This window comes from Planococcus sp. YIM B11945 (genome assembly GCF_050864155.1).
Taxonomy (GTDB): Bacteria; Bacillota; Bacilli; order Bacillales_A; family Planococcaceae; genus Planococcus.
In genome coordinates this window covers 397253-420131 of sequence record NZ_JBOZWR010000001.1, presented here as the reverse complement: position 1 = coordinate 420131, position 22879 = coordinate 397253, and the positions used below count along the sequence as shown (strand labels likewise).

Annotated in this window: 24 protein-coding genes; 6 read left to right on the top strand and 18 right to left on the bottom strand. The window is 47.0% G+C overall.

What is annotated here, in order from left to right:
- Positions 1-20 precede the first annotated feature (20 nt).
- The 3 genes from parC to ACRRQV_RS02145 all read right to left on the bottom strand — a co-directional run bounded on the left by parC (position 21) and on the right by ACRRQV_RS02145 (position 4948).
- Positions 21-2462, bottom strand: coding sequence for a DNA topoisomerase IV subunit A (gene parC / locus ACRRQV_RS02155; RefSeq protein ID WP_432527175.1), 2442 nt, complete (start codon positions 2460-2462; stop codon positions 21-23).
- Complete coding sequence (parE, locus tag ACRRQV_RS02150; protein ID WP_432527173.1) at positions 2459-4429, bottom strand: DNA topoisomerase IV subunit B; 1971 nt, start codon at positions 4427-4429, stop codon at positions 2459-2461. Before parE ends, parC begins: the two co-directional genes overlap by 4 nt.
- Positions 4430-4540: 111 nt before the next feature.
- Entirely contained in the window at positions 4541-4948 is a 408-nt protein-coding gene (locus ACRRQV_RS02145) for a CoA-binding protein (protein WP_432527721.1), read from the bottom strand.
- 134 nt (positions 4949-5082) lie between these two features.
- Between ACRRQV_RS02145 and plsY the strand changes: the two genes are divergently transcribed.
- Positions 5083-5673, top strand: a complete 591-nt coding sequence (gene plsY / locus ACRRQV_RS02140) for a glycerol-3-phosphate 1-O-acyltransferase PlsY (protein ID WP_432527171.1) — start codon at positions 5083-5085, stop codon at positions 5671-5673.
- 16 nt (positions 5674-5689) lie between these two features.
- Positions 5690-5989 carry a HesB/YadR/YfhF family protein gene (locus tag ACRRQV_RS02135; RefSeq protein ID WP_432527169.1) on the top strand — a complete coding sequence of 100 codons (300 nt, stop codon included), beginning with the start codon at positions 5690-5692 and terminating at the stop codon, positions 5987-5989.
- A gap of 85 nt (positions 5990-6074) precedes the next feature.
- On the opposite strand, the gene ACRRQV_RS02130 is transcribed toward ACRRQV_RS02135, so the two are convergent.
- From ACRRQV_RS02130 to ACRRQV_RS02115, 4 genes are all read right to left on the bottom strand, one after another.
- Complete coding sequence (locus ACRRQV_RS02130) at positions 6075-6383, bottom strand: hypothetical protein (RefSeq protein ID WP_432527167.1); 309 nt, start codon at positions 6381-6383, stop codon at positions 6075-6077.
- A complete protein-coding gene (locus ACRRQV_RS02125; RefSeq protein WP_432527165.1) occupies positions 6367-6807 on the bottom strand; it encodes an acyl-CoA thioesterase in 441 nt (146 codons plus the stop codon). Before ACRRQV_RS02125 ends, ACRRQV_RS02130 begins: the two co-directional genes overlap by 17 nt.
- A gap of 89 nt (positions 6808-6896) precedes the next feature.
- On the bottom strand, positions 6897-9608 hold the full coding sequence (acnA, locus tag ACRRQV_RS02120) for an aconitate hydratase AcnA (protein ID WP_432527163.1): 2712 nt from the start codon (positions 9606-9608) through the stop codon (positions 6897-6899).
- Between the two features lie 141 nt (positions 9609-9749).
- On the bottom strand, positions 9750-10247 hold the full coding sequence (locus ACRRQV_RS02115; RefSeq protein ID WP_432527161.1) for a DinB family protein: 498 nt from the start codon (positions 10245-10247) through the stop codon (positions 9750-9752).
- A 270-nt stretch (positions 10248-10517) separates the two neighbouring features.
- Between ACRRQV_RS02115 and ACRRQV_RS02110 the strand changes: the two genes are divergently transcribed.
- Entirely contained in the window at positions 10518-11393 is an 876-nt protein-coding gene (locus ACRRQV_RS02110) for a site-specific integrase (RefSeq protein WP_432527159.1), read from the top strand.
- 676 nt (positions 11394-12069) lie between these two features.
- The gene (locus ACRRQV_RS02105) at positions 12070-12333 is read left to right on the top strand and encodes a GlsB/YeaQ/YmgE family stress response membrane protein (RefSeq protein ID WP_432527157.1); all 264 of its coding nucleotides are present in this window, start codon (positions 12070-12072) and stop codon (positions 12331-12333) included.
- Between the two features lie 30 nt (positions 12334-12363).
- Here ACRRQV_RS02105 and ACRRQV_RS02100 read toward each other — a convergent pair whose 3' ends face one another.
- Positions 12364-13017, bottom strand: coding sequence for a lytic transglycosylase domain-containing protein (locus tag ACRRQV_RS02100; RefSeq protein WP_432527155.1), 654 nt, complete (start codon positions 13015-13017; stop codon positions 12364-12366).
- Between the two features lie 210 nt (positions 13018-13227).
- Here ACRRQV_RS02100 and mscL point away from each other — a divergent pair, with 210 nt between their 5' ends.
- Entirely contained in the window at positions 13228-13617 is a 390-nt protein-coding gene (gene mscL / locus ACRRQV_RS02095) for a large conductance mechanosensitive channel protein MscL (protein WP_432527153.1), read from the top strand.
- A 122-nt stretch (positions 13618-13739) separates the two neighbouring features.
- Here the strand turns inward: mscL and ACRRQV_RS02090 are convergent, their stop codons facing one another.
- The 4 genes from ACRRQV_RS02090 to ACRRQV_RS02075 form a co-directional block, all read right to left on the bottom strand.
- Complete coding sequence (locus ACRRQV_RS02090) at positions 13740-14303, bottom strand: SCO family protein (protein WP_432527151.1); 564 nt, start codon at positions 14301-14303, stop codon at positions 13740-13742.
- Positions 14304-14402: 99 nt separating this feature from the next.
- Positions 14403-14528 (bottom strand): YvrJ family protein, encoded by a 126-nt coding sequence (locus tag ACRRQV_RS02085; RefSeq protein ID WP_432527149.1) that lies wholly within the window; start codon positions 14526-14528, stop codon positions 14403-14405.
- Between the two features lie 56 nt (positions 14529-14584).
- The gene (locus ACRRQV_RS02080; RefSeq protein ID WP_432527147.1) at positions 14585-14800 is read right to left on the bottom strand and encodes a DUF2922 domain-containing protein; all 216 of its coding nucleotides are present in this window, start codon (positions 14798-14800) and stop codon (positions 14585-14587) included.
- A gap of 23 nt (positions 14801-14823) precedes the next feature.
- Positions 14824-15042: a DUF1659 domain-containing protein gene (locus ACRRQV_RS02075; protein WP_432527145.1), complete on the bottom strand. Its 219-nt coding sequence runs from the start codon at positions 15040-15042 to the stop codon at positions 14824-14826.
- A gap of 120 nt (positions 15043-15162) precedes the next feature.
- Between ACRRQV_RS02075 and ACRRQV_RS02070 the strand changes: the two genes are divergently transcribed.
- Positions 15163-15597, top strand: a complete 435-nt coding sequence (locus ACRRQV_RS02070; RefSeq protein ID WP_432527143.1) for a DUF2621 family protein — start codon at positions 15163-15165, stop codon at positions 15595-15597.
- Between the two features lie 13 nt (positions 15598-15610).
- Here the strand turns inward: ACRRQV_RS02070 and ACRRQV_RS02065 are convergent, their stop codons facing one another.
- From ACRRQV_RS02065 to ACRRQV_RS02040, 6 genes are all read right to left on the bottom strand, one after another.
- A complete protein-coding gene (locus ACRRQV_RS02065) occupies positions 15611-16111 on the bottom strand; it encodes a CcdC family protein (RefSeq protein ID WP_432527141.1) in 501 nt (166 codons plus the stop codon).
- A complete protein-coding gene (locus ACRRQV_RS02060) occupies positions 16104-16427 on the bottom strand; it encodes a thioredoxin family protein (protein WP_432527139.1) in 324 nt (107 codons plus the stop codon). The genes ACRRQV_RS02065 and ACRRQV_RS02060 overlap by 8 nt, the downstream gene beginning before the upstream one ends.
- A 14-nt stretch (positions 16428-16441) precedes the next feature.
- Positions 16442-17152 (bottom strand): cytochrome c biogenesis CcdA family protein, encoded by a 711-nt coding sequence (locus tag ACRRQV_RS02055; protein ID WP_432527137.1) that lies wholly within the window; start codon positions 17150-17152, stop codon positions 16442-16444.
- 622 nt (positions 17153-17774) lie between these two features.
- The gene (locus ACRRQV_RS02050) at positions 17775-19526 is read right to left on the bottom strand and encodes an ABC transporter ATP-binding protein (RefSeq protein WP_432527135.1); all 1752 of its coding nucleotides are present in this window, start codon (positions 19524-19526) and stop codon (positions 17775-17777) included.
- Positions 19527-19543: 17 nt separating this feature from the next.
- Entirely contained in the window at positions 19544-21298 is a 1755-nt protein-coding gene (locus ACRRQV_RS02045; RefSeq protein WP_432527133.1) for an ABC transporter transmembrane domain-containing protein, read from the bottom strand.
- A gap of 104 nt (positions 21299-21402) precedes the next feature.
- Positions 21403-22683 carry a DNA polymerase thumb domain-containing protein gene (locus tag ACRRQV_RS02040; protein WP_432527131.1) on the bottom strand — a complete coding sequence of 427 codons (1281 nt, stop codon included), beginning with the start codon at positions 22681-22683 and terminating at the stop codon, positions 21403-21405.
- Between the last annotated feature and the right edge of the window lie 196 nt (positions 22684-22879).

Below are 22879 nucleotides of genomic sequence, written 5' to 3'. Positions count from 1 at the left end.
TCCGCCTTTTTGTTATTCACTTAAATTTCTTTGCCGGTTTCATCGCCTTTTCGCTTATAGACAGCGTTGACTTTCCCTTCGGTTCCTTCGTCGATAACGAACGATCCATTGGAATAACGGTCGACCGGTTTTAGATTGGTTGGAGCGAGTGTAAAGCGAATGTCTTTTTCTGTGACCAGCAAAATTTCATCTTTGCCGTTGGTGCTCGTGACCGCAATTACGCGGTGCGGGTTTGCTTTGAGTTCCCGGAGCATGATAACGCCCCGTTTGGCACGGCTTCCCACTTCAAATTCCTGCAGCTTCATTTTCTTCGCTGCCCCTCGTTGGGTGACGAGAATCAAATCTTGCTTTTCTTCCGGATTGATCAACAACGCGGAAACGACCGAATCGCCGTCTTTCAAATTGACGCCTTTGACGCCCGCAGTCCGCAATCCCGTAATCGGAACTTCATCCAGCGGGAACCGGACACCGTAAGCGTGCTGTGTGGCGACAAACAATTCGGTTTCGTTTGTCATCAGCCCAGCAAATACCATCGCGTCGCCGTTTTTCAAGTTCATTGTTTTAATGGCTTTTGAATAACGCTGGACGTGGTAGTCTTTCAACGCCGAACGTTTCACTTGGCCATGTTTCGACATCGTGACGATGCTGGCCTCCGCATCGAAGTTTTCAAACGGATAAACCGCTAAGATCGATTCGTTCGGCTCCAGCTGCACAATGCTCGAGAGATGCTGGCCAAGGTCTTTCCACTTAATGTCCGGCAGTTCGTTGATCGGCTGGTAAACAAAATTTCCGCCGGTCGTGAAGATCAAAATCGTGTGCTGGGTGTTTAAATTCCCTTCAAACAACAAGTGATCCGATTCTTTCATCGCAAAATCCTGGCCATTTGATGCCGCATGTGAGCGGGTGCTCGTGCGTTTCACATAGCCGTCTTTTGTGACCGTTACGACCACTTCTTCGCTTGGAATCATCACTTCTCGGGTAATCGTGATTTCCTGAATTTTGTCTTCAATGACCGAACGGCGCGGTTCTGCAAATTGCTTGCGGATGCCGGCAAGGTCTTTTTTGATGACGTTTTTCAGTTTCGTTGCACTAGTTAAAATGCCCGTCAATTCATCGATCAGTTTCCGCAAATCGTTTTCTTCTCGCTGAAGTTCGGTAATGTCGGTGTTCGTCAACCGGTAAAGCTGCAAGGAAACGATGGCTTCTGCTTGCGCTTCCGAGAAACTGAACGAAGCGATCAAATTATTTTTGGCATCGCGCTTGTCTTTGGAAGCTCGGATCGTCTTGATAACTTTGTCCAAAATCGACAGCGCTTTGATCAAGCCTTCGACAATGTGCATGCGGTCTGTCGCTTTTTGCAGATCGAATTCCGCGCGTTTTGTCACGATTTCTTTTTGGTGGGCAATGTACGCATCCAGAAGCGACTGAAGCGTCATCATCGTCGGGCGGCGTTTGTAAATGGCCACCATATTGAAGTTGTAGCTGACTTGCAGATCGGTGTTTTTGTACAAATAATTCAAGATGCCATTGGCGTCGACGTCTTTTTTCAGTTCGATGACAATGCGAAGGCCCGTGCGGTCGGATTCGTCGCGCACTTCGGAGATGCCTTCAAGTTTGCGGTCAAACCGGTGGTCGTCGATTTTTTTGATCATCGTCGCTTTGTTGACTTCAAACGGAATTTCCGTCACGACGATTTGCTCTTTGCCGCCTTTTAACGGTTCAATGTCCGCTTTTGCGCGGACAATGATTTTGCCACGTCCCGTTTCGTACGCTTTCCGGATGCCGTCAACACCTTGGATGATGCCGCCTGTCGGGAAATCAGGCCCTTTGATGACGGTCATCAATTCATCGACTGTTGCTTCGGGATTGTCCATGCGCATCAACACCGCATCGAGCACTTCGTGCAAAGCGTGCGGGGGAATGTCCGTCGCGTAACCCGCAGAAATCCCCGTAGAGCCGTTCACCAACAGATTCGGGAAACGTGCCGGAAGAACAGTCGGCTCCATATCGGAATCGTCAAAGTTTGGAATAAATTCCACGGTGCGTTTGTCAATATCGCGCAGCAATTCTGAAGAAATCGCCGAAAGCCTTGCTTCCGTATAACGCATCGCAGCCGGCGAATCGCCGTCCATCGAGCCGTTGTTGCCGTGCATTTCAACAAGCATGTGGCGGATTTTCCAGTCTTGGCTCAAGCGAACCATCGCTTCGTATACCGAGCTGTCGCCGTGCGGGTGGTAGTTCCCGATGACGTTCCCGACCGTTTTGGCCGATTTCCGGAACGCTTTGTCGTTCGTATTGCCTTCCCGGTACATTGCATACAAAATGCGCCGCTGAACCGGCTTTAAGCCGTCGCGCACATCCGGCAAGGCCCGGTCTTGGATGATGTATTTGCTGTAGCGGCCAAACCGATCGCCGATGACTTCTTCTAATGCTAAATCTTGAAAACGTTCGGTTGGTGTCATACGAGTTCCTCCTCAGCGTGCAGCAATTCGTTCTCGAGAATATTGCTGTCATCTTCCAAGCCGAAATCCACATTCTTTTCAATCCATTTTCGTCTTGGTTCTACTTTATCGCCCATCAATGTGGTAATTCTTCGTTCAGCACGGGCGCCGTCTTCAATGGTCACACGGATCAACGTCCGGGTTTCCGGATTCATCGTCGTTTCCCACAATTGGTCGGCGTTCATCTCGCCAAGCCCTTTATAGCGCTGCAGCATGTAGCCTTTGCCGACTTTTTTCGTCGACGCTTCCAGATCCGCTTCTGTCCACGCATAATCGATCACTTCTTTTTTTCCGACACCTTTGGATACTTTATACAGCGGCGGAAGTGCGATAAAGATTTTGCCGCCTTCAATCAGCGGTTTCATGTAGCGGTAGAAAAACGTCAAAAGCAGCACTTGAATGTGCGCGCCATCGGTATCGGCATCTGTCATGATGATGATTTTATTATAGGCAATGTCTTCGATGGAAAAATCGGACGATACCCCGCCGCCAATGGCATGGATGATCGTTGAAATTTCTTCGTTTTTCATGATTTCCTCAAGCTTCGCTTTTTCGGTATTGACCACTTTCCCGCGCAGCGGCAAAATGGCTTGGAACGTGCGGTCGCGACCTTGTTTTGCCGAACCGCCCGCAGAATCCCCTTCGACCAAATACAATTCGTTTTTCGACGCGTTGCGGGATTGGGCAGGCGTCAATTTGCCGGATAGCAACACATCCGACTTTTTGCGTTTCTTGCCGTTCCGTGCATCTTCCCGCGCTTTTCGTGCTGCAAGGCGCGCCTGCGACGCACGTATCGCTTTTCGAACTAATGACGCACTGAGTTCGGCGTTTTCTTCTAAATAATACATCAATTGCTGCGACACAACCGCGTCCACAATGCTCCGCGCTTCGCTCGTGCCGAGCTTGCTTTTCGTCTGGCCTTCAAACTGCAGCATCGCTTCCGGGATGCGGACCGAAACGATGGCAGCCACTCCTTCGCGGATATCCGAGCCTTCCAAGTTTTTATCTTTGTCTTTTAATAAATTGATTTTCCGTGCGTAATCGTTGAACACGCGCGTCATTGCAGCTTTCGCTCCGGTTTCGTGCGTCCCGCCGTCACGGGTGCGGACGTTGTTGACGAACGACAATATGGTCTCGGAATAGCCGTCGTTAAACTGGAACGAAAATTCCACTTCCAGTTCGTCTTGTTTGCCTTCAATATAGGCAACCGGATGCAGCACGTCTTTTTCTTCGTTCAAGTACGCGACAAAAGCCTCGATGCCCGTTTCATAGAAAAACTCTTCTTTTTGTTCGGTACGTTCATCGGAAAGCTCGATTTTCAAGCCTTTTAACAAAAACGCCGATTCGCGCAGCCGTTCGCTTAACGTGTCGTAGTTGTATTTGGTTGCTGAGAAAATCGTATCGTCCGGCAAGAAATGGATCATCGTGCCCGTTTCTTTTGTTGAACCGATTTCTTCCAACGTGGTGGCTGGTTTCCCGCCGTTTTCAAAGCGCTGGCGGTATTTTTTGCCGTCGCGATGAATGGTCACTTCCAAGAATTTGGAAAGTGCGTTGACAACGGATGCCCCAACGCCGTGCAATCCGCCGCTCGTCTTATAGCCGCCTTGGCCAAATTTCCCTCCGGCGTGCAGCACGGTTAAAATGACTTCCGGGGTCGGTTTGCCGCTCCGGTGCATCCCGGTCGGCATTCCGCGACCGTAATCGCGCACGCTGATGCTATTGTCATCATGAATAGCCACAGTGATTTTGTCGCCGAAACCAGCCAATGCTTCATCCACTGAGTTATCGACAATCTCGTAGACCAAATGGTGAAGACCGCGGGTATCGGTCGAACCGATATACATACCTGGTCGTTTTCTAACGGCATCTAGACCTTCGAGTACTTGAATCGCTTCTTCGTTGTATGCCGTATTTTGAGTTTTAGCCATTAATTTCCCTCCAACAAACATTTGTTCGCATCTTTTCTTTAATCGTATTCCAAACTTGGCCCATCTGTCAAACATCATAGAAAAAGAGCGCTGGGCGCCCTTGGAGTTGCCTTATTTCAGGATGGCGTGTTCCACTTTGATGCAGCGGTCCATGATAACCGTGTGTCCTGCCTCAGACAATTGCTTGAAAACGTCCTCATCGACGACATTCAGCTGCGTCCAAAAAACCGGACAGTCGATTTTTAGAAACTCTTCTGCAATCCCTTTTAAAAATTCGCTTCGTCTGAAGACATTGACGATGTCCACTGGATGCGGGATGTCCGTCAATGACGCATAGCTTTTCTCGCCCAATATTTCATCTGCTTGCGGATTGACTGGAATGATCCGGTATCCGGCTTGTTGCATGGCTTCTGATACCATAAAAGAAGTTCGTTCCGGATTGGGGCTTAACCCGATGACCGCAATTGTTTTGGCGGTATCCAAGATTTTTTTGATTTCTTCACGGCTTGGGTTGTTCAAGAGAATCACCTATCCTTTTTATCTATCATACACGAAAATAGAGCATTTGTTGAAAAATCCTACTTCGGTTGTTCAACGAATGCGCTTCATGGTAAACTTAAAACATAAATATAGATGTTTTAAAGGAGTTCATCATGGACATACTGCTTCCCATAATTATAGCTTATTTACTCGGCTCCATTCCATCGGCATTGTGGATTGGCAAAATTTTTTATAAGACCGACATTCGGACAAAAGGAAGCGGGAACTTAGGCGCCACCAATACGTTTCGGACGCTTGGCGCCAAAGCCGGCATCGTCGTGACGGTTCTTGATATTTTAAAAGGGACGGCAGCTACGATGCTTCCCATGTTTATCGAAACACCGGTCCATCCGTTGATTCTCGGTTTGATCGCAGTGGTCGGCCACATGTTTCCGGTTTTTGCGAAATTCAAAGGCGGAAAAGCCGTGGCAACGTCCGGCGGCATCTTGCTGGGCTACCAATGGCCCTTATTTCTGGTCGCGGTCGCCGTCTTGCTGATTGCGCTGAAAATCACGAAGATGGTTTCGCTGTCTTCCATTATTTTGGCCATCGTTGCGACGGTTTACACCACCATTTACGCAATCACGACCGGCGACTATCCGTTTATGATTGTCATCATGATTTTATCCGCCTTTATCATTTATCGCCACCGAGCGAACATTTCCCGCATCAAAAACGGGACCGAACCAAAAGTGAACTGGTAAGAAAGGGCGTGCACGTGTGGAGATTATCATTAGTGAAGATGCTTTGAACTGGTTTCAGCAAGAAATGGAAACCGTGAACGGCGAAACGGTCCGGTTTTTCGTTCGCTACGGCGGATCCAGCAAATTGCAGCCCGGTTTTTCACTGGGCGTGACCAAAGACGAGCCGCTTGAAGCAACTGTCCAAACAACCCATGACGGCGTCTTGTTTTTCATTGAGCAAAGCGACGTGTGGTATTTCGATGGACACAACTTGCTCGTTTCCGTGAACGATGAATTAAATGAATTGGCTTATGACTACGAAAAAGCAGGGAATTGATTTCCTTGCTTTTTTTTTCGCTTCATTGCTCAAAAGAGGCGGATTCCAATTGGAATCCGCCTCTTTTCTTCTTCGTATGGACTTTTCACGCTTGCTCTTTGTGGAATTTCTCCAATTGGCCGCTCATATTTTCAGCCGACAAAATCCGTTTCTGGTGTTCGCCGAACAAGTCAAAATGCGGGTAATTGCCGCGGAGATCCAGCCATTCTGCTTTTAAGCCGTATTGCTTTCCCCACTCGATCAACTTGTCTAAGTCGCAGCAGCCCACTTTGGTCACCGTTGAACAGCCTGGAAAACGGGGATCCACCCAGTAATGCGTTAAAAACGAAATCTTCCCTGCCGCGACGTCCTGTTTCCAGCGGTTCAGTTCATCACGCTTAATTCCGAACGCCATTGGAATCCTGCTTTTTGATCGCTTCGTATTTTTCGTGCCAAGCCGGATTCACTTTTTTCAGTGAAACCGGACGGAACGTATCTTTTTTCACCACAACGTGTTCAGAAGTGGCTTTCGCCGCAATCGTGCCGTCTTCATGCACCACTTCGTAGCCGTAAGTCGTACGGAGCCGCCCGTGCTCTTCCACCCAGGTGCGGACAAACGCTTTCTGGCCGTAGCGCAGCGAAGCTTTGTACTGGATCGAGATATCCGTCACCGGCGATAAAAAGCCTTCGTTTTCCATTTCGGCATACGTAAAGCCGACATCTTCAATCAGCTTCGTGCGCCCCAGCTCCAGCCAAATCAAATAATTGGCGTGGTAGACGACCCCCATTTGATCGGTTTCCGCATAGCGGATTTCTATTTCTTTTTCACTTATGTGCATATCCAATTCACCTCTATGTAAGTATACAAAACATCTGGGCATTAATAAAAAATAAAAGGCTGCCCGGGGGCAGCCTTTTGATTGTATTCTTACGCTTCCACTAATTTTCTGCGAAGCACCATTTGTAGGATGCCTCCGTGGCGGTAGTAATCTACTTCCACTTCAGAGTCAAAACGTGCAAGAGCTTCGAATTGTGTAACCGTTCCGTCTTCAGCTGTCGCTGTAACCGTCAAGATGTCGCGTGGTTTCACGTCATCAGACAAGTTAACGGAAATCGATTCACGTCCTGTTAAACCAAGTGATTCAGCGTTTTGTCCGTTGATGAATTGCAACGGCAGGACTCCCATCATCACAAGGTTTGAACGGTGAATACGCTCGTAGCTTTCAGCGATAACTGTTTTAATGCCCAAAAGGAATGTCCCTTTAGCAGCCCAGTCACGTGAAGAGCCCATACCGTAGTCTTTGCCGGCCAAAACAACTAAGCCAGTGCCTTGGTCTTGGTATTTCATGGCAGCATCGTAAATTGCCATTGTTTCGCCCGTAGGCCAGTAAGTTGTGTAACCGCCAGTTGTTCCTGGAGCTACTTGGTTACGGATGCGGATGTTTGCGAACGTTCCGCGCATCATGACTTCGTGGTTACCACGGCGAGATCCGTAAGAGTTAAAGTTACGCGGCTCTACGCCTTTTTCACGCAAGTACTTGCCGGCTGGTGTATCTTTGCCGATCGCGCCTGCTGGTGAAATGTGGTCAGTCGTGATGGAATCTGCGAATTTCGCTACAACGCGCAAGCCTTCAAGTGCTTGAATCGCTTTTGGTTCAGCAGACAAGCCTTGGAAGAACGGCGGGTTTTGGATATAAGTCGATTCTTCGTCAAACGCATACAACGAATCGTCGTTTGTTTCGATTGCGTTCCATGTTTCGTTCTCATCGAATACGCGTGCATATTCTTTGCGGAACAATTCAGGAGTAACTGTGCTCTTAACCACTTCGTTTACTTCTTCAGTAGTCGGCCAGATGTCGCTCAAGAAGACGTCGTTGCCTTCTTGGTCTTGTCCGATTGGGTCGTTTTGAAGATCGATGTCCACAGTTCCAGCTAATGCATAAGCGACAACCAACGGCGGTGAAGCCAAGTAGTTTGCTTTTACTAGCGGGTGGATGCGTCCTTCAAAGTTACGGTTACCGGAAAGAACAGAAGTCACCAACAAGTCGTTGTCCAAAATCGCATCTTCGATTTCAGGAAGCATTGGGCCGGAGTTTCCGATACATGTTGTACAGCCGTAACCTACCAAGTTGAAACGGATTTGCTCAAGGTAATCTAAAAGCCCGGCTTGTTTCAAGTAGCCTGTAACGACTTTCGAACCTGGCGCCAATGACGTTTTCACGTAAGCAGGTGGCATCAAGCCTTTTTCAACTGCTTTTTTCGCAACCAGTCCAGCCCCTAACATAACGTACGGGTTCGAAGTGTTTGTACATGAAGTAATCGCAGCAATGCCGATCGCTCCTGTTTTCATCGTAGCCGTTGAGCCGTCTTTGAAGTTGACTGTTGCTGTTTTACTGATTTCCTCTTGGCTTAATGCGAAACCGTGAGGGCCTTCAGGTGCAGTAACCGCTTTGTTGAATTCTGTTTTCATTTGAGACAACGGAATCAAATCTTGCGGACGTTTAGGGCCTGAAAGGTTCGGCTCGATTGTCGAAAGATCAAGTTCGATTGTATCTGTGTAAACAGGGTCTTTGTCTGCATCGAAGAACATATCGTTTTCTTGCAAATAAGCTTTTACAATCGCGATGTGGCTGTCTTCACGGCCAGTTAAGCGAAGGTAATCAAGAGCTTCTTCGTCTACTGGGAAGAATCCGCAAGTAGCACCGTATTCAGGAGCCATGTTGGCGATTGTTGAACGGTCAGCAAGCGGCAATGTTGTAACACCCGCTCCGTAGAATTCAACAAATTTGCCGACTACGCCTTTTTGGCGAAGCACTTGAGTGATTTTAAGGGCCAAGTCAGTTGCTGTTGCACCGTTTGGCAATGAATTTGTTAATTTAACGCCGATAACTTCAGGAATTGGGAAGAATGAAGGTTGTCCAAGCATGCCCGCTTCCGCTTCAATACCGCCGACGCCCCATCCAAGAACACCCAAACCGTTGATCATTGTTGTATGAGAGTCTGTACCAACCAAAGTATCTGGGTACGCTTCGAATGTGCCGTCTGCATTTTCAATCGCATGGACAACGTTCGCTAAATACTCCAAGTTTACTTGGTGGACAATACCGGTTTCCGGTGGAACAGCACGGTAGTTGTCATACGCTTTTTGAGCCCAGTTAAGGAACTGGTAACGTTCAGCATTGCGTTCAAATTCCAATTTCGTGTTGATTTTCAACGCTTCGTTTGTGCCGTAGCTATCAACTTGAACCGAGTGGTCGACAACTAGGTCAACCGGCACGTCCGGGTTAATTTTGTTTGGATCTCCGCCCATTTCAGCCATTGCTGAACGAAGGGAAGCCAAATCAACTACTACGGGTACGCCGGTGAAATCTTGCAGGATAACACGTGAAGGTTTGAAAGGCACTTCTGCTTCTTCATTTGCGTGTTCGCCCCATTTGGCAAGGTCTTCAACATGCTCATCTTTGATGACATAGCCGTCATGCTGACGCAATACGGATTCTAAAAGAACTTTAATTGAATAAGGAAGGCGTGATACTTTCGCGATCCCTGCTTCTTCTAATGCAGCTAAACGATAATAGTTGTATGTCTTACCATTAAGCTCAAAAGAAGTACGGCTGTTGTGCAAACTGCTTTTTGCCATGAGTATGTTCCTCCTTTGAATCTTCTGAAAAGGCTTTTACAGCGACTTTTCTCCTCTTCCATCATAACGAAAACCGAAGCATAAGTAAATTACATTAAAATTATAGATTGTGATAAGTTTTTTGAATTACTCATGCTTCTCTTAAGAAAGTTGCTTCAAGGTTTTCTGAAGCTGTTTTAAATGACGCTTTTCATGGAGCCCGACAAATGGAAACCATTGGGTCAATGGGACTTTGCCGAAAACCGGATGCGGCATCGAATTTTGCTCCAGCGCTTCTTCAGTCGTGCTGTCATACACCTGGAGGAGCAATGCATGTGAATCGGCCAGCCGTTTTTTCATGTCTTCAAGCGCAATAAACTCGGTTGATGGGACGACATGCTTGGGCGCATCCACTTTGACCATGCGGCTGACCGTCAGCTGGATCGGTTTTTTCGATGCTTTTTCTTGTTTATCACTTGCCAAATGTTTTGAAACGTTTTTTGCAATCATCGTTTCCATCAATTGCAGATGATCCAGGATTTGCATTGGAGACCAGGCATCTTCAGAAGGTTTGCGGTTTAAAAATTCATCCGGCCGACCTTCCACTGCGTTCAGTACCTCTTCTCTTATTTTTGCGTTGTCTTCTTTAAACACAGCCATTCACTCTCCCCAGCCTCAAAAAAATCTTTTCCTTATTGGAATACCCCATTTTCAAAATTCCATGCTAGTTTTTGGATATTCCCTCCCATTCATTCTAGACGGTTTTTTCTTCTTTGTTGCTATGTCTTGAATTTTGATATTTTTCCTTATGTAAAATACTACATTTACTAATAAAAGCTTGCTGTAAGTGGATTCTTAAGGGAAAGTACGTTCTATTTTTCTGATTTTATGGTATAATTATTGCCAAATCCTAGGAAGAGGTGATGCTTTGTGCTTGATGGTTATGAAAAATTTCGCTTAGACAAGGGCATCAGCCCCAATACCGTCGTACATGAAGTGCAGCTGATCCGAGCGCTCTTCGCTTTTCTTCGCAATACGTATAAAAAACCGGTCGAACCGCACGAAATCCGCCCGGTGGATATTCAAAAATTTCTCCAGCAGCAGCACGATACCGGCATCAAAGACTCGACGTTGAACCGCAAGCTGATTTACATACGCCTTTGGTTTGATTACATGTGGCAAGTTGGCCGCATTCCGGTAGACTTTATGCCAAAATTCAAGTTCTCTGAGAAACTGGATTTGACGCCGCCTGACATCCACATGGATTACGAGGCGCTCTTGGCTAAAAAAGATGCCGTTTTGGAAACGGATCAGCTGTCGCTGACCGCAAAAATTTTCTTTCTTCTGTACATGCGCGGCTTGCGCTTACGCGATATGATCGCCATTGAAGTGGAAAATTTCGTCGACAAAGGCGACGTGTTGGCGCTTTTGGTCGAAAAAAAAGACGGCTATGTCAGCCATCTTGAATTTACCGGAAAAGAATTACCGATTTTATTGGACGGCATCGAACGTGCTTCGTTCCGCGGGACGCCGTACCTTTTGTCTTCAAAAGTAAAAAACGAATACACCGTGTTTCAACTAGGCTCGCTTTCCGATTATACGGAAGCCTTGTCCGCATTTGTCGGCATGCCGATGCGCTCTGGCGACATCCGCTTTGCCTACGTCCACTATTTATATGCAGTGGAACACAAAAACCTGGAAGACATCCAACGGATTTTGGGCGTCAGCCTGGATTCGGCTTCCCGCATTTTAAAGGATTCGTTGGTCCGGCTAAAAGCGCCAAAAGAACAAGAACCAAAAAAATAACCTGTCTCCTTGTAGAGACAGGTTATTTTTTACCCAAACAAAGTGGAATTCACGGCAAAATTAAAGATGATCAACGTGTGGATGATAACAAAGATTAGCCCTTGGCGGTTTAGTTGCTCTACGTTTTCGTATTTCATCTTTATCATCTCCTTCACTTTGATTATACTGAATATTTCGTTTTCTTTCAATTTATAAATCTGCTTCTTGGCAATAAAAAATAACCTGCCCCTTTTTACAGGAAGCAGGTTATTTTTTACATGAATAATTCAAAATCGATTGCAAAGTTTAAGATTACTAGCGTATGGATGATAACAAATATCAATCCCTGCCGGTTTAGCTTCTCAACGTTTTCATAATTCATTGTCATCATCTCCTTTACGGATAGTATACTGAACATTTCATATATTAGCAATTCTTTAATTATGTTTTTGCGATAAGTTTTTTCTTTTTAAAAAATTTTTTTGATTATGCCCTTCAACGGCAAAAGCTATTTTTTTAGCGCACTATAGATGAAGAAAATTATTCTAGCCCTTTGGAAATTGAAGTTTTACAGGAATAAATAGCTTTAAGAAAGCCATAGTCCTATAGTTTTTTCCATGAAGAGGTTTCAAATAGCACAAATGAGGTTATATCTAAAGTGTAGCAATTATACTTTATCTTAAAGGAGATGGAATCAATGGGCTTTATTCTTTACTTGATCGTAGGCGGTATTATTGGTTGGTTAGCAGGTTTGATTCTTGGGAAAGACATTCCAGGCGGAATCATCGGAAACATCATTGCAGGGATTATCGGAGCATGGCTAGGCGGAATGCTGCTTGGCGACTGGGGACCTGAAATTGCAGGCGTATACCTCATTCCAGCTTTGATCGGTGCTTTAGTATTAGTATTCGTTTTGAGCCTAATCCTTGGTTCAATGCACAAAGGCAGAAGAAGAGCATAATAAAAAAGCGGACCCGCGGGTCCGCTTTTTTTATTGCGTTGAAAATTGATTTTCGTATTCGTGGTAGTAATGCAAAACATCTTTGACGTACTCTTCGCTATGGTTGTATTGAAAAATGGCTTGTTCCAATTTGCCGTCTGCTGCTCCGTTTTTCGACAAATATTTGGCCGTGCTGTAAAGTGCGTCTTTTAAATTATACGGATCGGCTTTCCCATCGTTATCGGCATCCACCCCGTAGCCTCCGTAATGCGCAATGGTTTTTGGATCGGTTTTTTCTTCTTGGGGAATGTCGCCTTTTCCCTTGCCTTTGCAGCTTGGATGGCTCCAGCCGACAAACGTGCACGGCATAAATTGCAAATGCCCTTCGGCTCCGACCGGCGAAAGCATCGGATCCATCGTGGAAAAGCGGGTTTCAATCCGGTGATGCGCCGCAAGCAGCGTCCAAGGCACGCCGTATTCATCGGCAGCTTCTTTATACAACGGGATGTATTCTTCCGGCACTTTCATTTCAAACAAATGGACCGGGGTTTCTTTTACCGTTTCCAGCAAATCTCTTGGCTCAGCCACATAAAAAATAACAACCAATAGCGTGGCAATGACCAGGAGTGCCGGCAAAATCATCAAGTTTAATAAAAACTTGATCCATCTTTTCTTTTTGGTGTTTTTCTTTTTCTTTTTCATCATTCCACACCTAAACAATCATTTTCTCCCATTCTATCATACCCACCCGCTTTTTTACGCCTCTTATCCTTTGTCCGCTGTCATTCGAGAACCGGTGGGGAGTTGGAAAAACCTTTAGTTTTCACTTTTAATGGCTCGTTCTGCAGGATTCTTATAAATAGCCTAGTCAAACGCCCTCCCTATCGCTACACTTTTAGTAAGGAGGCGTTTGGAATGTGGGAAGATTTTAAGAAATTTGCCATAAAAGGCAACGTGATGGATTTGGCTATTGCCGTAGTAATCGGGGCGGCTTTTGGGAAAATCGTGACATCTTTGGTAGCCGACTTGATCATGCCCGCAGTGGGAATTTTGCTTGGCGGCTATAGTGTAGCCGAACTTACGTATACGTTTAACAGTGCCGAATTGCGTTATGGCGCATTTTTACAATCTGTCATCGACTTTTTCATCATTTCGTTCTCGATATTTTTGGTCATCCGATTATTCACGCAGTTTAAGCGCAAAAAAGAATTGCCAGAAGAAACAAACGAACCGGTTCTTACCTTGAATGAACAGCTGCTGACAGAAATCCGTGATTTGCTGGCGAAAGAAAAAGCCGGCCAGTAAGCATTCCGACCAGTATCGCTTGCATCAGCAGCTATTGGCTTGCCAATTTCCATCGAAAACCAAGACGTATAATCCTGCAAAAAAACGCCAAGAGGTTTTACACTCTCGGCGTTTTTGCATGGTTATTTTTCTTTTATCAGTTTTTCCAAATCTTTCTGGATGTCCGCAACGGGCACGTCTTGGTAGCCGTCGTAATTTTCCCGGACGACGCCTTTTTTATCGACCAAATAAAACGAAGTGCCGTGGATCACTTGATCGCTTTTGGGATCGTCTTTGATGAATGTGCTGAAATTGTCTTTGGCAAATTCCCCGATTTCCTGCTGCGTATAGCCCGTCAGCAAATTCCATTTGGATTCGTCTGGAACGGAGAAATTGGCCAAGTATTCCTGCATTTTTTCAGGCGTGTCTGCCTGTGGATCGACGCTAAAAGCCACGATTTTATAGTCCTCGATGCCCTTTTTTTGCAGTTCTTCTTGTATTGCTGCCATATTAAACGTCATCGGCGGGCAGACGGTCTCACAATTGGTGAACACAAACGTCGCCAGCCAAGGCGTGCCTTTTAAATTTTCAGTTGAAACCGTTTCGCCTCTATGGTTGGTATACGAAAAATCGTCAATGCTTGAACTGCCGCACCCTGAAACAATCAACATCAGCCCGATCGCCGCTGTGAGTAACAGTCGTTTCATGTTGTCGCCTCCACTCTATCGTCGCTTTAATGTTAACGAAAGCGCCAAGCGAACACAACAACGAAACGGCGTTCTTTGTCACAAACTTGTGAATGGCATTCACATTTTCATCGTGATGAGCGCTTCATGAATGGCCACCAGCTTGGTTTCGACCCGGTGCATCAAATAAAACGATACAAAAATCGGGAATCCCACTTCCTGGACCAATCGCATCCACTCTTCCATTGTCTCACCTCTTTCTGATTTAAAAAGGCCCTCCTGTATAGGAGAGCCCACCCAACTTATAATTCGTATTCCACAACATTCCGTTCAACGACGCGGGCGCCTTTAGCAAGTGAAAACGGCGAACCTTGCACTTCAAAAATATTTTGCGCAATGATCGCTTGCATGCCGGCAAGCATTTCTTGTTCCGTGACGTTTTCTCGCGGCTCATCGACCGAAAGCGTGACATCTTTCCCGGCAGCCGTTTGAAAAATCAATTCCAGTGTTTTTGCCATGTGTTATTCCCCCCAATTTGCGATTAGTTGTAAATGGTGATGCCTGACTGTTTTTCCAACGTCATAAGCGGTTTTGTTCCGAACTCGCTCAGTACGCGCCCTACTTCAAAAATTTCGTCTGCTGCAGCAGCTTCTGTTACGTTTTGGTACGCTTTTACTTTTGTCTTCACTTTGCCTTTGTCATCCAGGCCATTTTCGTATGTCAGGCGGATGCTGGCGCTTTTAAAATCGCTGTTTGCCATGTCGATCACCTCCTTTCATTCGCTATATAGACACAAATGAAAAAAGAAGATACCTTTTTAATGAATTTATTCGCTATTCCTTTTATAATAGGAGTAATGGAAAAAACGAGGTGAAGCAACATGCAACTTGAAGGCTGGTTTTTATGGTTGATCTTATTTTGGGTGGTTTTGCTTGTCGGTTCGTTTGCCATCGGCGGTTATTTTATGTTCCGGAAGTTCTTGAAGTCAATGCCAAAAAAAGACGGTTTGTCTGATTTAAATTGGGAAGAATATTACGTGGATAAAACCATCCATTTATGGGGCGACGAAGAAAAAGCGCTATTGAATGAATTGGTCCAGCCGGTTCCGGATTTGTTTCGGCCCGTGGCCAAGCAGAAAATTGCCGGGAAAATCGGCCAGATTTTGCTGAAGGAAAAAGTGAGAAAGATGAAGCTCGAGCACATCATCCGTGGCTATATCCAAGCGACGCCAAAACGCGACCACAAATTTCTCCGCAAAAAATTAAACGAAATGAAAATCGACGTCAGTCCGTACGAACAGTATTTTGAACAGTAAAAAGCGCCATCCCTTAACTCGGGACAGCGCTTTTTGTTTTATTTGCCAATTTTTTAAATTGCATGTACATCGCGATGCGCCATGGCACAATCATGCCAAACGCCAAAATCCAGAACATGCCGCCCAGTTCGCCGACGTCAATCGATGAACTCAAGACGATTTTACCGACCAGCCGGACAATAAGCAAACCGATCAAAATAAAAACGAACGCCTTGGATTGCTTCAAGTAAATATCGCCGTCGCGGATTTCAAATTTCGATGTCCAGATCAGCACCGTTGAAAAAAGCAGGCCGACAACGAGCGCTTCAAAGATCTGCATCGGGTGGACGCGGAAAAATGGAAAGATGAACATCAACGCGCCTGTGGACATAAACAATGGCGGCAAGACGATTTTTTTGACACTAGCCGGTTTTTTTGCCGCTTTGGTCCGCATGAACATGACGAAAATCCCCATCACGACTGCTCCAACTGAAGTCACGATCAGCAGCAGTTCCGGCGGAATTTTTTCAAACATGTAATCCCTCCTCCAATTCATCCAGCCGCCCGCGCAGTTCTTCTAATGGAACAAAACGCGCAAAACGCTGAATTTCTTTGCCTTCATGAAAAAGCAGGACGACCGGCGCAGCAAACAGCAAAAGCTTGCCGGCAAGACCGGGCAGTTTTGCTGCATTTGCCGCATAAAAAGGCACGGTGTAATCTTTTTCAAACGCTTCAACTTGCGGCTTCAGCCCATCGCAAACCGAACAATTATCGGTTTTTACAAACAACGGAAAAGACGCACGCTCAACGATTTTTTCTTTAAATTCGGTTATGGATGTTATGTGTTGCATGTTGTCTCACCTCGTCAGAATCCTTGGAAGTCACCGAAAAACGGGCTTAGGATCCGAATCAAATAAGTCATGCCGTCGAAAAACAGCAAGACCCCGACAGCAATCATGATATAGCCGCCTGCGGTCATGATGGTTTTATTGTGCTTGCGCAGCCAGCCCATGCGTGTCACAAAGAACGACAGCACGAAAAACGGAATGGCAAAGCCAAGCACATACGCAATCATGTACCAGACGCCAGAGCCGGGATTGGTCGCAGCAAGCGCATAAATGGCTGCTGTGATGGGCCCTGTACAAGGCGTCCAGCCTGCAGCGAACGCCAAACCGATAACGAACGTCCCAAGAAATCCAGATGGCCGGTTTTTAAACGAGAACTTCCGGTCTTGCATCAAAAACTTCGGCGTAAAGACACCGACGATCATCAAGCCGAACAATACGATAAAAATCGCCCCAAGTTGGCGGATCAAGTCATCGTAGCGCAAAAACCATTCATAAAAGAAAGAAGTGCTGAACCCTAATGCGATAAAAATAGTGGAAAATCCTAATAAGAAAAAGAGCGTATGAAACATGCCTCTTTTTTGCATGACCCGTTTGTCGTTCCTGATTTCATCTATGGTCATGCCGGTAATATAAGATAAAAACGCTGGATACAGCGGCAACGTACACGGGGAGACGAAGCTCAAAAACCCTGCGCCAAACGCCAGAAATAAATTGATATCGGTTGCCACAACTGTCACTCCTTCAATATGCTTCCCCTATCTTACCAAATTTCGGCTCCCACTACCCCCTTCTTGTTTGTGAAATCTTTGTGGACGAAGCAATTAGTGAGGTCGATTAGTCGATTTTTCGTTGGTTTTTTATTGCGGATTTTGAATTTTGCTCAGATTTCCTTATGTAAATATTTACATTTACTGGTTTAGACAAGATTTTTCTTATTAATGAAGACAACATGGCGGATTCATGAGTTTATGCACGCTTGTGGGAAAATACGCACGCTTCTGCCCATCTTATGCACGCTCACGGAAAAATACGCACGCTCAGCGAATTTTATGCACGCTCACAGAAAAATACGCACGCTCAGCCATTCTTATGCACGTTCACGGGAAAATACGCACGTTCTGCGAAACTTATGCACGCTCACGAGAAAATACGCACGCTCAACCATTCTTATGCACGCTCACGGAAAAATACGCACGCTCAGCGAATTTTATGCACGCTCACAGAAAAATACGCACGTTCAGCCATTCTTATGCACGTTCACGGAGAAATACGCACGTTTAGCCATTCTTACGCACGTTCCTCTCCATTCTTCCGGCAACAAAAAAAGGGCGGCCAAGGCCACCCCCTCTTCTACTCCACTATGCCGTTTTGCAGCAAATACATTTTGTGGTACAGCCCGCGTTTCATCAGCAATTGCTGGTGGGTGCCCCGCTCGACGATTTCGCCGTGGTGCAGCACCAGAATTTGTTCAGCGTCTTGGATTGTGCTCAAGCGGTGCGCAATGGCGATCGTCGTCCGTCCGCGCCGCATCCGCTCTAAGCTCGACTGGATCGCCACTTCTGTTTCGGTGTCGATGTTTGCGGTAGCTTCGTCGAGCACCAAAATTTTCGGATCGGTCGCCATGGTCCGGGCGAACGCCACGAGCTGGCGCTGGCCGCTTGAAAACGTGGAACCGCGTTCGGTCACCGCTTGCTGGTATTTATCCGGCAGCGCTTCGATAAAGCGGTCGGCTTGGACAAATTCGGCTGCCGCTTGGACTTCCCCTCCAGCCATTGCCTTGTTATGAAGCCTGATATTGCTTTCAATCGTTCCATAGAACAAGAACGGGTCTTGCAAGACCAGCCCCATTTTCGCCCGCAACTCCTGTGTGCTGTAATTTTTCACCGACTGGCCGTCGATCAAGATGTCGCCTTCTGTGAATTCGTAGAAGCGCATCAGCAAATTGATGATCGAGCTTTTCCCGCTGCCTGTGTGCCCGACAAGCGCCACAGTCTGGCCGGGCTCCGCTGTAAAGGAAATGTTTTTCAACACATCGTTTTTGCCGTCATACGAAAACGTCACATTGCAAAATTCGATTTTGCCGTCTGTGATTTCGCCCGGCACGTTTTTCTGGTTCGGCGCCAAATCTTCTTCATCGAGCAAGCTGAACACACGGGATGCCGCTACAATCGCTTGCTGGAAAATAGACAAGCGCTGCATCACTTGGCCGACCGGTTCGAAAAAACGGTCGACATAGGTGACAAACGCGTAAATGACGCCCACTTCCACGACATTGTTAAACGAGGTCACCCCGAAATAACTGAGCAGCATGATGAGTGCAACTGCATAGACGATGTCGATCGCCGGCCGCAGCAGCAAGCCGTCAAGCTTGATGTTGCGCTGCCCTGCCTGCCAATGCTTTTCGTTGATTTGGTCAAATTCGTCCTGGAGCCGGTTTTCTTGGCCGAATGCCTGAACCATGCCCATCCCTTGGATCGATTCCGACAGTTTCGCATTCAACTGGCCGAGCCGCTCGCGCAGATCCTGGTAAAAGACCGAACTGTATTTGCGGTACAAATACATAATCCACAATAATAACGGCAGCAATACGAGCGTAATCAATGCCAAACGGGCGTTCAAGAAGAACATGGCAATGTAGACGCCAATGATCAAAAACGCACTTTGAATAAACCCGATCAAGACGCTGACAAACATTTCCTTGATCGCTTCGGTGTCGTTCGTGACGCGCGACACCATGCTGCCGGCAGGCGTCCGGTCAAAATAGCGCATGCCGAGGTTCTGCACTTTCGTAAACACGTCAATCCGCAGCTGTTGAATAATTTTCAATGCCGCTTCCTGGAATTTCAATAATTGAAAATAGCTGACGATGACATTGCTCGTTTGAATAAACAAATAGCCGAGTGCAAGCCCTATGACCGGACCGCGCGGAAATGTTCCGGGCGTTACATAGTCGTCAATGAACGTTTTGATGATGATCGGCCCGAGCACATCTCCTACTACCGTCAGCACCAAAAGCCCAAGCGCCAAAATGACCATCTTTTTATGCGGCACTAAATACAACAAGAGCCGTTTAAAAACGATCCACTGGACTTTGCCGGTCAATTCTTTTTGCTATTCCATCACGCTTCGCCTCCTTGCTCAACGAGCGCTTCAAGCTGCTGCAGTTGATACATTTCAAAATAACGCCCTTTTTTCTGAAGCAATTCTTCATGCGACCCGATTTCAGCGACCGTTCCTTCGTGCATCACCAAAATTTGGTGGGCATGCTGAATCGCACTCAGCCGGTGCGACGTAATGATCGTCGTTTCGCCGGTGCGGGTCTTTTTCAACGATTCCAATATGGCTTCTTCTGTTTTGGCGTCGACCGCTGACAGCGAATCGTCCAAAATCAAAAGTTCCGGCTGCATCATGAGGGCCCGCGCAATGGAAATGCGCTGCTTCTGGCCGCCGGACAGCGATACGCCCCGTTCGCCGACTACCGTGTTATAGCCATTGGCAAAATTCAAGATGTCCTCGTGGATATGGGCCAGTTTTGCTGCTTGGTGCACTTCTTCGAGCGTGGCATCCGGACGGGCAAATGCGATGTTGCCGGCGACCGTTGTCGAAAACAGGAAATGGTCCTGCGGCACATAGCCGATTGCTTCCCGCAAGCGCTGCTTTTTGTAGTCGTTGACCGGCGTTCCGCCGAAGGCAATTTCTCCTTCAAAATCATCGAATTCCCGCATCAATAACCGCAGAATCGCTGATTTTCCGGAACCGGTTTTCCCGGCGATGCCGAGCGTTTGGCCGCGTTTCAACATAAAATATACATCCCGCAGCGCCGCGCGTTCGTCTCCCGGAAACTGGAACTTCTCGACCGAAAAAACGATATCGCCTTCTGGGCGCTTGTCGATGGCATTTTCCCGGTCATCGATGTCGACCGGTTCGGCAAGCAGCGCACGGATGCGGTCATAAGAAGCCCGGCCCCGTTCAACGATATTGAACAGCCATCCGAAAGCGAGCATCGGCCAGATAAGAAGCCCAAGATAAGCAGTGAATGCCACCAAGTCCCCAATGGTCATTTCGCCTTGCATGACAAAGTAAGTGCCAAAACCAATCGTTAAAAAATAGCAGATTCCGATAATGGCCGAAATAGTTGGATCAAACAGAGAATCGACCCGCGCGACCCGAATATTTTCTTCCACTACCCTGCCCGACATTTTTTTAAAATCCTCAATATCTTCCTGCTCTTGCCCAAACGTCTTGATTACTTTCATTCCTGATATGCTTTCCTGGGTTTTATCATTCAAATCCGAAAACGTTTCTTGTGCTTTATGGAAACGTTCGTGCAGCAGCTTGCCGTAATAACTCGTCATATAAGCCATAAGCGGCATCGGCAGCAGCACGATGAGCGTTAGTTTCCAATTGATGGTCAGAGCCATAGCTCCGATGACAAAGCCGCCTGTTGCAAATGAGTCGACCAGCGTCAATACACCCGCCCCTGCTGTCTGCTGCACAGCTTGCAAATCATTGGTCGCATGCGCCATCAAATCGCCCACACGGCGTTTCTGGTAAAAAGCAGGCGACATCCGCGTCAAATGGCGGAAGATTTGCTGCCGCAAATTGCGGGCCAGCAAAACCGACGAACCGAAAATCATCATTCGCCATGCGTAACGCAGCACGTACATCGCCAGTGCCGCAGCGGCCAAAATGCCAAGCCACTTCACCAAAAAGGCGGAAGTGAGTGTCCCGCGGCTGATTTCATCGACCACAAAACCGATAATGCGCGGCGGCAGCACTCCCAGGAAAGCTACCAATAACAGCATCAAAATTCCGATGGCGTACTGTTTTTTCCTTTCCTTAAAAAACCAACCTAATTCCAAAAAAACGCGCATTGAACTTTTCCCCTTGCTGTAATGTACTTGTATGTATTGGACTTGTATTATTTTACAGAATTTTCGGGATGAATAAAAGAAAATAATTCGAGTTTTGAAATAAATCAGTCTTCTGGTGTAGATTCTGCCATGCCGGACAAGTGGCCGCCGATCAAATTGGCGCGTTCAAGCGCCGTTCCTGCTTCGGTATAAGAAACAGCCCGCAGCACGGCAGTGGGCCCGTATTTGGCGCGCATGGCATCCATCGCCGCTCCGAGTTTTCGGGTTTGCCATTTGCGCTCTTCAAATAAACTCAGCTGCATCGACGTCTCGTCTTCCAAATTCGACAACGCGATGGCCAGCCGCCGGACCGGGCGCCCGTCGTAAAATTCAGCCAGCAGGCTTTTGCACACTTTGTGGACTTTCAGCGTGTCATTGGTTGCTTCATCAATCGACCGCGACCGGTTAAAGCCGCCGCCAAATGCGTGCATGCTGTAGCCGACCGAAAGCGTTACCGTCCGCCCTGCTTTTCCGGCGACGCGTGCACGCCTTGCGACATCTTCCGACATTTCCAATAAAACCGTTAAAATCGCTTCGCTCGTCGTGTAGTCCCGGTACAGAACTTGCCCTTTTCCAAAGCTCACTTGCCCTTCAATCAACTGCGCGCCGAGATCCGACAAATCGATGCCCCACGCATGGTGATAAAGCTGATTGCCCAAAATGCCAAATTTGTCTTCCAACGCGGCCAAATCATAATTTGCCAAATCACCGACCGAAAAAATGCCCATCGCGTTCAATGTTTTCTCCAAGCGCGAACCAATGCCCCACATTTTGCTGAGCGGCGCCACCGGCCACAGCTTTTTCGGCACGTCTTCGAACGTCCAATGTGCAAATCCTGTTTTCTTGCCATCCAAATCAAGCGCCAGTTTCGCCAGCAGCATATTCGGCCCCATGCCAATGGCAGACGGCAACGAGAACTGCCGGATGATGTCATCTTGCAGATGGGAAATGATGGTTTTCGGCGGCCCCCAAATTTTTTCAGTTCCGCTCAAGTCGACAAAACTTTCATCAATGCTGTAGACGTGGACGGCTTCGCTTGGCACATATTCTTTCAGCAAGCGGGTGATTTCCGTCGAAACGCGGAGAAAAAAATCCATTTTCGGTTCGATTTTTAAAATGCGCGGATCATCGGGAATTTCAAACAGCCGCGTTCCGGTCCGCACGCCAAACTCTTTTTTCAGCGCAGGCGATGCTGCCAGCACGACGCTTCCTTTATGCTCTTGATTGCCGATGACGGCAATGCACGCAGTCAGCGGATCCAACCGGTGGTCAATGGCGACGCAGCTGGCATAAAAACTCCTCATATCCAAACAGATTATAGGGCGCTCTTCCAATCCTTCATACATCTGAAGTCCCCCTTATTTGGTAAATGCTGCTCTTTATAATAATATAGGAACATTTGTTCTTATTCAATAGCCGTTTTTGGATAGAGCTAAACGGCAAAAGAAAGTATTTCCCCCGTTTTGGAAAGTATTTTGATGGAATTGGAAAGTATTTATTCGAAATTGGAAAGTAAATAAGCACATTCGGAAAGTAACTCCA